The sequence below is a fragment of the Puniceicoccales bacterium genome, assembly GCA_031255005.1.
GTDB lineage: Bacteria > Verrucomicrobiota > Verrucomicrobiia > Opitutales > LL51 > JAIRTH01.
In genome coordinates this window covers 1-10588 of sequence record JAIRTH010000022.1, presented here as the reverse complement: position 1 = coordinate 10588, position 10588 = coordinate 1, and the positions used below count along the sequence as shown (strand labels likewise).

General features: G+C 40.1%; 10 protein-coding genes and 2 tRNA genes. 10 read left to right on the top strand and 2 right to left on the bottom strand.

The annotated features are described in order from the left end of the window. The coding region (locus LBH49_02725; protein MDR0351535.1) for a hypothetical protein at positions 1-365 on the top strand (365 nt) is incomplete at its 5' end. Positions 366-1388: 1023 nt separating this feature from the next. Here LBH49_02725 and LBH49_02720 read toward each other — a convergent pair. Continuing rightward, a complete protein-coding gene (locus LBH49_02720) occupies positions 1389-1916 on the bottom strand; it encodes a hypothetical protein (GenBank protein MDR0351534.1) in 528 nt (175 codons plus the stop codon). A 122-nt stretch (positions 1917-2038) separates the two neighbouring features. Here LBH49_02720 and recA point away from each other — a divergent pair, with 122 nt between their 5' ends. Genes recA through rsmA form a run of 6 tightly spaced genes read left to right on the top strand, consistent with a single transcriptional unit; the run spans position 2039 to position 8007 of the window. After that, a complete protein-coding gene (gene recA, locus LBH49_02715) occupies positions 2039-3094 on the top strand; it encodes a recombinase RecA (protein MDR0351533.1) in 1056 nt (351 codons plus the stop codon). Beyond that, the gene (locus tag LBH49_02710) at positions 3091-4011 is read left to right on the top strand and encodes a SufD family Fe-S cluster assembly protein (protein ID MDR0351532.1); all 921 of its coding nucleotides are present in this window, start codon (positions 3091-3093) and stop codon (positions 4009-4011) included. Before recA ends, LBH49_02710 begins: the two co-directional genes overlap by 4 nt. A 25-nt stretch (positions 4012-4036) precedes the next feature. Next, the gene (locus LBH49_02705; protein MDR0351531.1) at positions 4037-5647 is read left to right on the top strand and encodes an AMP-binding protein; all 1611 of its coding nucleotides are present in this window, start codon (positions 4037-4039) and stop codon (positions 5645-5647) included. A 46-nt stretch (positions 5648-5693) separates the two neighbouring features. After that, complete coding sequence (locus LBH49_02700; GenBank protein MDR0351530.1) at positions 5694-6326, top strand: MarC family protein; 633 nt, start codon at positions 5694-5696, stop codon at positions 6324-6326. Positions 6327-6384: 58 nt separating this feature from the next. Continuing rightward, positions 6385-7179 (top strand): 5'/3'-nucleotidase SurE, encoded by a 795-nt coding sequence (gene surE, locus LBH49_02695; protein MDR0351529.1) that lies wholly within the window; start codon positions 6385-6387, stop codon positions 7177-7179. After that, on the top strand, positions 7180-8007 hold the full coding sequence (rsmA, locus tag LBH49_02690; protein MDR0351528.1) for a 16S rRNA (adenine(1518)-N(6)/adenine(1519)-N(6))-dimethyltransferase RsmA: 828 nt from the start codon (positions 7180-7182) through the stop codon (positions 8005-8007). Between the two features lie 7 nt (positions 8008-8014). On the opposite strand, the gene LBH49_02685 is transcribed toward rsmA, so the two are convergent. Further along, positions 8015-8917, bottom strand: a complete 903-nt coding sequence (locus tag LBH49_02685) for an FKBP-type peptidyl-prolyl cis-trans isomerase (GenBank protein ID MDR0351527.1) — start codon at positions 8915-8917, stop codon at positions 8015-8017. 152 nt (positions 8918-9069) lie between these two features. On the opposite strand from LBH49_02685, the gene LBH49_02680 reads away from it, so the two are divergent. From LBH49_02680 to LBH49_02670, 3 genes are all read left to right on the top strand, one after another. Continuing rightward, positions 9070-9915 (top strand): hypothetical protein, encoded by an 846-nt coding sequence (locus LBH49_02680; GenBank protein ID MDR0351526.1) that lies wholly within the window; start codon positions 9070-9072, stop codon positions 9913-9915. 56 nt (positions 9916-9971) lie between these two features. Then, positions 9972-10048: transfer RNA gene (locus LBH49_02675), tRNA-Arg, on the top strand. Positions 10049-10056: 8 nt separating this feature from the next. Continuing rightward, a tRNA-Ala gene (locus LBH49_02670) sits at positions 10057-10132 on the top strand. The last annotated feature ends 456 nt before the right edge of the window (positions 10133-10588 follow it).

Here is a 10588-nt window from a genome sequence, read left to right as displayed (position 1 = left end):
CGGATGAGATGAGTGAAAATGAGGGGAATGAGACGCCGCTGCCGCAATCAAAAACCGAACCAGCACCACAGTCATCGGCACCTTCGATTTTCAGTAGCGCTACGTCAAGCGGGACATCTTCAATCATGTCGTCTTCAGTGTCAAATGCATCGGCACCGGTCAAAAATAAAAATCAGCCGAAAACGAAATCGGCATCATCCAAAAACCAGAGAAGGTCAAGCTCAGGCCAAATTACTAATCGCCCGACGATAACGCAAAATAAAGGAACAAGTAAGGTTTCAAAAAGGTTTAAAAAACCTAAAGGCAAAGATAAGAAAAAAAATAAGAAAAAAGGCCCATCAAAATCTAATGCCAAGAAAAAATAAAGAAGCGAGATCAATCCTAGGGGCATAATGGTTCCATAGGTCATCCTCGACGGAGCGCGCTATTATCGGTGCGCTCTTTTTTCATGTGCCTTTTGCGTCATTCATGGTTCGTCAACATTGTCCGTGGTAATTTTCTTCAGGTCCATGCCGTGGAGCCAGCCCAATAATCAGTCCAAGGCCATATTGCTTTGTCAAATTGGTCACAAATGAGCCATTAAAGGCATTGGAAAAAATGAGTGGAAAAATTTCGACGAGTGGAAAAATTCCACTTGGGCTAATGGAGGGTAGGGGATACTCTTTTCGAAATAGACTTTGATTTAGTGATGGAAAATTTTTGATTAATGGAAAAAGTCCACTAATTTAATATAAAAAAGAGAATTATTACACTTTGAAGCTGAAAAAAATCTTAATGGGTAGAAAATTTCCATCAATTGGGAAATGTCATTGGTTTGCTGATTGGCGATGTAAGGTGTGAAAAAATTCCATTATTTTGGCAAAATGCAAAGGGAAGCCCTCGAAGAAAATTTTGAAACATCATGGATGGGTAGATATAAAAATTCGATGGCATTGATTTAGGTCGATAGCCAAGATTTTAAAGTGTAAGAATTTCGGAAAATGGAAAAATTCCACTACCCTTTTGGTCAAATGGACATGAATTTATGGCCATGGATTGAATTAAATATCGCGATTAATAAGGGGGGATTTGCCATATTTGGCCAGGGCAATTGGCAGATGCTGGCAATATGATCCCAAGGGCTATAAGTGGAAAATTTTCAAGAAAAATGGAAAAATTTCATCATCAAAAATATACATAGGTAGGTATGGCCAGAGTTATAAATGTTCCTAGGTCAAGGAGTTAGCTATGGCAATGAAAATTCTAATGCCACTGTTTCTACCCATTGTTGAGGCACAGGATGCCAAAATAATTTCGACAATGCCATGGATTTCATGGAAAAATATGGCAATAAATTATCAGAGAAGCCATGGGCAAAATAGGAAGCGATTGGATGATTTTTTGGAAAATTAATTGGTTGGCTTAGCGGCTTGGTCAGTAGATTTACCTGCGGCAGTGGTTTCGGCAGGTCCGGTGGCCGTTGGTTTTGGCAAGTATCTATAAATTTCATAGGTTTTTTCTTCACTATTTTCCCCTGGTTTTACGGCAATTTCCAATTTCCACAGGCCTTCGATGTTTTTTTCCTGCAGTGACGCATTGCCGCTGGATGCATTGTTGGCGCTGGCTAAACATTTTCCCTTGATCTGGGTTTTTTTCAATATTTTGATCGAACCCTTGGCCGATGTGCCGTCCCAACTGGGCAGAGCCACTTCTACGGGCGATTCTCCGGTGGCGGAAGTTGCTATGTCGTAGCCCTTTTTCAGAACAGAGTTGATTATAAACATAGTATTGGCCATGTCGTTGGAATTGGCGCCTCGGGATCTCTTTTTAATGACCATGCCAGTTATGAAACTCTGGGACAACATGGTAACGGAAAGGGCAAAAATAGATATACCCAATATGCATTCGATTAATGCTGAACCATTTGAAGATTTCATCGGCTGCAATTCTATTACTCTAAAATTGTTTCTCAAGCTTTGTTTATATTTATATTAACAGGTTTATCTTCGAAAATTAAATAAAACTTGAAACGATCATTCCTAGAAGTAGAAATGAATCCATGTCTACAGATGAGCGAGCGATTTCGAAGCAGACTTTACATGATCCCAAAACATTAGATTTGGCGATAACCGCTGTCAATAAGCAATTTGGCGATGGTTCGGTGATGCGCATGGGTGATGCCAAAAAGATGAATGTGTCAGTGATTTCCACCGGTTCTTTGTCGTTGGATTTGGCTCTTGGTGTTGGTGGATTGCCCCGAGGCAGGATCTGCGAAGTATTTGGGCCGGAGTCGTCGGGTAAGACCACTTTTTGCCTAAGTGTCATTGCCGAGGCCCAGCGGATCGGTGGCAATGCCGTTTTCATAGATGTGGAACATGCCTTGGATCCAAAATACACAAAAGTTGTTGGTGTGGATCTGGATAATTTGATGGTTGCTCAGCCAGAAAATGGTGAAGATGCACTGAATATTGCCGAAACTTTGATAAAATCTGGGGCCATCGATGTGATTATAATAGATTCGGTGGCGGCATTGATTTCGAAGGCCGAATTGGAGGGACAGATTGGCGATGCCACCATAGGCTTACAGGCGAGGATGATGAGTCAAGCCATGCGCAAGTTGACATCGGCGGTGAGCCGGACGCAATGTATCTGTGTATTTACCAATCAGATACGCGAAAAAATTGGAGTTATGTTTGGCAGTCCAGAGACCACACCAGGCGGACGAGCGCTGAAGTTTTTTTCTTCGGTCAGAATGGATATAAGGCGAATTAATCAGATCAAAGACAGTGGCAGCCGGGTGATAGGGAGTCGGACCAGGGTGAAAATTGTTAAAAACAAAGTGGCAGCGCCATTTACCGAGTGCGAGTTCGACATAATGCATAACGAAGGAATTTCCAAGACCGGGTCGATCGTTGATCTGGGTTTAGAGTATAACATATTGGATAAGAAAGGCGCATGGATTTCTTACAAAGGAAAATTGGTGGGACAAGGTCGGGAAGCATCAAAACAGACCTTGGCCGAAGACAAGGCTTTAGCCGATGAGATCAAGTCATCCATTTTGGAAAAAGTAAAGGTTTCTGGTGGAACGATTTTGGCCGAATCCGTGGAGGAATGATGGCCATGCCATTCTTTGATGAATTGAAAAATCTTTGTTTGACGAATAGCTTTGACTGGAAAGGCTGGAAAACCAGCAAAAATTCCGGGCCATGGGTTTTTTTTAGAAATTTTATGCCCCACCTGCCCGAAGATGTGTCCGGCGATGATATCTATGCTATGGCATTGAAACATTGTATGGCCGAAGGACATAGAGAATTTGTTGGCCTGGGCGATGGCGATGTTTATGAGATCCCGTCCGAAAATTTTGGCATGGTCGAGATAAATGTTGATAGAGATACCAATGTCAGGCTGGAGCATAAATTTAATCGAAAAAAGAGTGCCTGTGGATTTTTTTTTGTGGTGGTGGAAGATGGAGCTTCGGTGGTTTATAACCATAACACTGACAATGAGATAGGTCCAGATACTTTCGAGTCCATTGGTTTTTTTCTTGGCGAAGGAAGTCAGGTTGAATTGACCAAAAATGTCATTGCAAATGCGAATTTCAGGACAGAGATAAACTTTTTTTTGGTCGGAGAAAATGCAAAGGCCAATGGAAAAATTTCATATGTCGGAGAATCTGGTTTTTTCGATTGCAGGGTGTTACAATATCATTTGGGGCGCAACACCATGTCAAACCTGACTGTAAAATTTGCACTGAAAGAAAATGCAAATTCTTCGTTCTATGGAAAAATTACGGCAATGGAAAAGGCCCTGGATTCCGAGGCCAGGCAATTGCACAGAAATCTTATTCTATCTGATTCTGCCAGAACGACTAGTGTGCCGTCAATGGATGTGAGAAATAACAGCATAAAATGTTACCATGGATCCACGGTCAGTGAAATAAATCCAGAGCAGCTATTTTATCTCAATGCTAGAGGGGTCGAGCGGCGAAGGGCTGAGCAAATGATCATCGATGGATTTTTGAAATTTTATTAAATCTTTAAATTTTATACCTAAAGAAATGTGTTGCAGTGGAAGGAGTAATCTGACGGAGGACATCGATATTTTGGCGAAAACTAAGCCAGATTTATGTGCGGTGATGGTGCCGCGCCGAGATTTATTTGGCAGATTGAGCTATGAAAATATTTCATTTTATAGATTGAATCAGGATATTACTAGGGTTATGGTTAACCTTTCGGCGGTAAAAGTTTGCAGTGGTTCGCGGGTTTTAATGATGCTCAGACCGGGCTACGAATTTATCTGTGTATTTTTTTCACTTTTACGCCTTGGTGCTGTGCCGATCGTCATAGATTCTGGATTAGGTTTGCGAAAATTTTTCAGTTGTGCCGAGCGCTCGAAGCCCGAATTTGTCATAGGTGAAAAAATTGCCTGGGTGATATTAAAATTTCACAGGCTGCCGACGGTGAAGTTCATTTTGACAAAATCAAAGCTTTGGGCGAAATCTTCCGTTTCTTTAGCTGGTGATATAAATGGTGACAGTGATCCAGATGCTATTGCGGCTGTGTTATTTACGTCTGGATCAACCGGCATTCCAAAGGGTGTAATTTATCGACATAGACATTTTTTAGCTCAGTTAGACATTTTAAAGAAATTGTATAAATTTGACGAAGAGGCAGTTGATTTGACGCTTTTGCCAGTATTTATGCTGTTTAATCCGGTATTGGGGCGGACGACGGTGCTTCCGGAGATCAATCCGGCTAGTCCAGCCAAGCTTGATCCTAAAAAATTCGTTCAAGCAGCAATAACTTCCTCAGCGACAAGTAGTTTTGGCTCTCCAGTCCTATGGAAAAAAATTGCTAAGTATTGCCATATGCGTGATTTAATTTTGGACCAGATTAAATTCATATTTTTGGCCGGAGTTTCGGCAAGCTCAGCGGTCATAAAAGCGATCAAAAAAGTCGCTCCAAATGCGGAAATTCACACGCCCTATGGGGCTACAGAGGCTTTGCCGATTTGCGATATAGAGGCCAATGAAATAATTTCTGTGGCTGACTTAGAAAACTTTGGCGCTGGTATTTGCGTTGGCTATCCTGTTGATGGAGTGAGGGTTATGGTCATAGATGTGATAGATGACGTTATCGTTGCCATGGAAGATGGGTTGGTTTTGCCCACGGGGTCCATAGGTGAGATTGTGGTGAGCGGAGTGGCTGTTACCGAAGAGTATGATAATCTTAGTGTTGAGACATCAATGGCGAAAATATTTGACAAAAATACCATTTGGCATAGAACCGGCGATCTTGGTTTTTTCGACCAGCGCGGGCGGCTGTGGTTTTGCGGCAGAAAATCTGAACGTATTGAAGTTGGCGATGAAATTTATTGCACAGAATGCATAGAATCTTTATTTGTGCAACACGCTGCGGTGGAAAGAGTTGCGCTAGTAAAGTATAAAAATTCCACAGCCATTCAGCCGGCCATCGCGGTTCTTCCTAGGCGTGGGTTTTTTCCTAAATTTTTTTGGCAAAGGCGAAAATTTTCCACAGAATTGCGAGCCATAGCTAATAAATATCCTAAAACGAGAGCGATTAAAAAATTTTTTTTCCACAGGGCATTTCCGGTCGATGTTAGGCATAATTCGAAAATAAACCGTGGTGCATTGTCAAAAAATATTTAATTATTGTATTGACATTGAGTGAGGCAGTGTATTTTGATTTATTGAAGTGAACTTATTTGCAGAAACAACCATTAGTATTTATGCTATTTTAGCTCCGATTATTGGCGCGGCTATTATGATTGGTATGACTCCGACTGCAACTCTTGAAGAGAGAATTCGCATTTCGCGGCAGGCTTGTACGGTTGCCGGAGTGTTGCTGGTAATCTTTGCTATTGCTGGTAATTTTATAATGGGAACGGTGTTCAGAATATCTACCGAGGCATTTCAAGTGGGGGGAGGTTTGTATTTATTGACGATTTCTGCTGGTATGGTGTTGAAAAAAGAACAAGGTGATGAAAATTCCCAAGTTCAACCAGTTAAACCTGCTGCTAGTAATGTCGCCATAACTCCAATCGGAACTCCATTGCTCACGGGGCCTGGGACAATCACGGCGACTTTGGTGAAAAAATCTGCTGTATGTAGTACTTTTTCTGATACAGTTGTTTTTTTCTTGGCATTGGTGTTCGTTATGTTCCTGTGTTATTTGACCTTCGTGGTCTCATGTAAGTTTGCTAAGTTATTAACCCCAAAGATATTAGGTGTCATCGAAAGAGCTACTGGAGTGGTCCTTTCTTGTATGGCATTGGAATCCATTATCGCCGGAATATCAACATTTTTATTATCTCCGGCGATGATGTAGTTTTGCTTTTTCTTGTATTTTTGTTGCAATTTAACTAATAATAGATACCCCTTATGCGGTGGCTAGTGTGTTGATTACTAATGATGATGGGATCAATTCTGCAGCATTAATGGCTTTGGCTAGTAGTTTTGTTTCCGGTGGTTGGGATGTTTTTGTTGCTGCACCTCAAGAAGAGCAAAGTGGTGTTGGGCGCTCCATAGGGTTAAACAAAGATCTTTCCTGTGATGAAGTCAGCCTGGATGGCTGTCGTGCGTGGGCTATAGGTGGTACGCCAAGTGATTGCGTGAACGTAGCTCTCGGTAATCTTTTGCCGAAAAAACCTGATTTAATTATTTCTGGCATTAACTGGGGGCTAAATATAACCATTCCAATTATACTTAGCTCAGGTACAGTGGGAGGCGCCATAGAAGGGTTTTGCTGGGGCATTCCGTCTATGGCTGTATCCCAAGGACTTCCTGATCAGAAAGAGCACTATCTTCAGTGTAAAATAGATTACCTAAAGCATAGTGGATTGATGGAAGCTATAAAAATTTCTGCTGACATAACCGTTGAGATTTCTGTAAAATTTATTGATAGAAAAGTGGTTGAGTTGCATAATGTAAATTTTCCATATAATATAAAACGTTCAGCTTCTGTGGAAAATACCCGATTGTCAGATATAACTCTTAATAAGAATGCTGATTTTAATGTGTATGGTTCTCTGTATGAACCTGTTGGCAACAAATTTGTTTTTAAATTTCCATCTGTCGACCTTAGCGATTCAAGTTCGGCCAAGGGCAGCGACATATCTTGCCTGGCTAAAGGTAATGTAAGTGATTCTCTCGTAGATCTTAAGCGATTGTGTGCATTTTAAATGATTGGAATCAAATCCACACTATCTGCTTTAGAAAATCTCGGATGTTCGCCGAATAAGAGGCTTGGTCAAAATTTTTTGATAGATCACAACATCGTAAAAAAGTCAGTCGAATTGGCTGAAATCCAGATCGATGATAGGGTAGTGGAGGTTGGTCCTGGTCTCGGAGCATTAACCATTGGTTTATTGGATGCTGGTGCGAAAGTATTTGCTGTGGAATATGATAGAGTACTATGCTCGTTTCTTAGTGAAAAATTTTTAGGTAACAAATCATTTTCATTGATCAATGGTGATGCATTAAAATTTCCTATTGCCGGATTGCCTGGGAACATTTTTCATTATAAAATTGTATCTAATTTGCCCTATGCCATTTCGACTTCTTGGCTAGATGCTATATTGGAATGCGAAGTATTACCTGAAGTTATGGTATTAATGCTTCAGCTGGAAGCGGTTAAAAGATTTTCAGCCACACATGGTTGTAAATCTTTCGGAGCAATATCAATATTCCTTAACTCAGCCTATATGATTGAACAGATTTATCCTGTGAAAGAAAAATGTTTCTATCCAAAGCCAAAGGTGGCATCGGCATTGTTAGTTTTGCGAAAAAAAGAGCATCCACATATATTTCATCGAAAAACTAAAATGTTAATAAGATATATGTTCAATTACAGGAGGAAACAAATTGGAAACATAATAAAAACTTATCCTTTTATGGACCAATCTCTTTTGGAAGAAATTTTGTTAGAAATAAATAAAATAGCCAGACCGGAAAGCCTAAACCTTACAATCTGGCAGAATATGGACTATAAATTAAAATCGCTTAGGTAGTAATTTGCTATAATTCTACTGGTTGGGCAGCTTTATCTTTGTTATCTTCAGGATTGACTTTATTGCTGCCATCCATTATTTCTTCGCCATTTTCTTCCCAATCATCAAACATGCCTCCAAGAGGAGCCATGGCCAAAATATCTAACAATTTTACTTTAAATATCAGCAGAGATCCTGCTGGAATCAAGCTTAGCTGTCTATTCATATAGCCAAGTTCAGGTAATATGTATAATTCTATCTCACCGCCTTTGCCAATGAGCTGCAACCCTTCTTTAAATCCATCTACAGTGCTGCCAATGAATATTTCGGCTTTTCCTTCTCTGTTACTCGAACTGTCAAACACGGTACCATCAATCAATTTTCCTTCATATTCGATTACTATCTGGGAGTAATCCGTTGGCCGTACCTTTTCGTCACCATTCGATAAAATCTTGTATCTCAAGCCACTTTCGGTTTTACGTATGCCTGGCAATTTGTCGAGATTCGCCACATACGCATCAGCTTCTTTTTTATTTTTAATGAATTCTTCATCATTTTTTTTCGCCACGGCATCTGCGTTTTCTGCGATCCTCTTTTCAAAAAAGCCCTGCATTTTTTGCATTTCTTCCATGCTTTTTATCTGTGGTGCACCATTTTCACAGCCTAGTTTTAGTCCGGTGCAAAATATATCTAACTCCTTGCTACTTAAATTCAGAGATGCAAGTGATAATTCCTTTGCAATGAGCCAACCATAGGCGTTAATCATTTTATCCTTTTCTGCATCAGAAATACTCTGACTGACAGTAGCTTTGGTTTCTCCAATGGCCTTATTATCAGGTGTTTTATTTACTTCTTTGGTATTATCAACAACCTTAGATGTCTCCATGGCATTAACCGTTTCTCCAAACACCACCACTGGTGAAAGAAACACATAAATAAACAATAAATAAATTGATTTGAATTTCATTATGCCTTTAATTACTGAGTATTTTTGAGCCTTTGTCCAATAAAAAATAAACAAATTTATTTATATTTTTACTGCTAGTTTATTTTTTATGGGTATAGTCTAGGATTGTATGAGTTATGGATGTGCTTGTTGTTGTTCTAGCTGGCGGAGTTGGTAAACGTTTATGGCCCATAAGTACTCCGTGGCGGCCGAAATATTTTTTGAAAATAGGAGGTGTTTCGTTGATAGAATTGGCATTTTGCCGTGGAATTTTGTTAGGAAATGCTGCCAATGTATTTATTTCCACCAGCCAAGGTAATGATTCTGTGCTACGAAAAGAAATTCCTATGTTATTGGAATCCAACATAATAGTTGAGCCACAGGTGATGAATACGGCACCAGCCATTTGTTTAGCAAATGAAATTTTGTATCATCGATTTGGTCCTAGGCCAATAGTATTTATGCCATCGGATTCGGTGATAAATGGAGACAATGGCTTTGTTGCAACCTTATCATTGGCAACTACTTTTGTTTCGGGTGGCAGAGGGATGGCCGTTGTCGGTGTGACTCCCGGAGGGCCATCCTCTCAATACGGCTATATTGAAATTGACAGGGCCATGGGTCGCCATAGAAAAATGTTTCCTGTGGCTAGATTCGTAGAAAAACCAGACCAAATGATCGCAAAAAAATACCTATTGTCTGGCAAGTATCTTTGGAATACTGGTATGGTCATATCTACAACTAGCTTTGTGCGGGAAGCATTTAGATTACATACCATGGACATATATAAGAATGTGCTAAAATATATCCATGGCGATGTACAGGCCTATGGGCTTGCAAAAAATATATCCTTTGATCATGCTATACTGGAGAAACTTGAGAATCTTTCGGTGATCATCGGCGATTTTGATTGGGGTGACATAGGCAGTTTTGAAACTCTGATGAAATATAGATGTGAATATAAAACTTCTAATTTGGCATAAAGTTTTAAATTTTGCCTTGCAAAAACCTTTACCGTTACAGCCTGAAGGTATCGGTTGCACCCCTAGCTCAATTGGATAGAGCATCTGACTACGGATCAGAAGGTTACAGGTTCGACTCCTGTGGGGTGTGCCATAAAGAAGGGGGTCGTAGCTCAGCTGGAAGAGCGCCACAATGGCATTGTGGAGGTCGTCGGTTCGAACCCGATCGGCTCCACCAACTAATTTTATTTCTTTAGAAAGGTATTCCATTTTGAAGAGGTTGCATTTTTTTTCATTTTTTACGCTTTTTTACGTTTTTTTGTGTTTTTATGGATGGAGCATGCCCAAGATGGGAACTTATCATTGTTTGCATTTCTAATATGTAAATAATGGAAAATGGCAGAGAACTATGGAGTCTACATCTGTAATATGTAATATGAAAAAATGGTATCCTATGAGAAAATTTGCATGGTGCCTTGGAGGAATATTATTAGGTATTTTTATCTTTCAGTGGGATTTGGCAGCGGATGGTCATGACTTCATAATTTGATAAAAATTTAGCGAAAAATTCCCAACGGTTACAACCACAGATCCCAGTCTCTTGTCTTTGATGGCAAGTCCGTTATAATTGCATTCGCCATGGATCATGGTTAATGGCAATGGTAAATGGTAGATAATTTGTGGTAATGTGATG

Bases quoted from the DNA above. Each gene is read 5' to 3' on its own strand.
- LBH49_02705 (MDR0351531.1), top strand. From the start codon at position 4,037: ATGTGTTGCAGTGGAAGGAGTAATCTGACGGAGGACATCGATATTTTG.
- LBH49_02710 (MDR0351532.1), top strand. From the start codon at position 3,091: ATGATGGCCATGCCATTCTTTGATGAATTGAAAAATCTTTGTTTGACG.
- LBH49_02680 (MDR0351526.1), top strand. From the start codon at position 9,070: ATGGATGTGCTTGTTGTTGTTCTAGCTGGCGGAGTTGGTAAACGTTTA.
- recA (MDR0351533.1), top strand. From the start codon at position 2,039: ATGTCTACAGATGAGCGAGCGATTTCGAAGCAGACTTTACATGATCCC.
- rsmA (MDR0351528.1), top strand. From the start codon at position 7,180: ATGATTGGAATCAAATCCACACTATCTGCTTTAGAAAATCTCGGATGT.
- LBH49_02720 (MDR0351534.1), bottom strand. From the start codon at position 1,916: ATGAAATCTTCAAATGGTTCAGCATTAATCGAATGCATATTGGGTATA.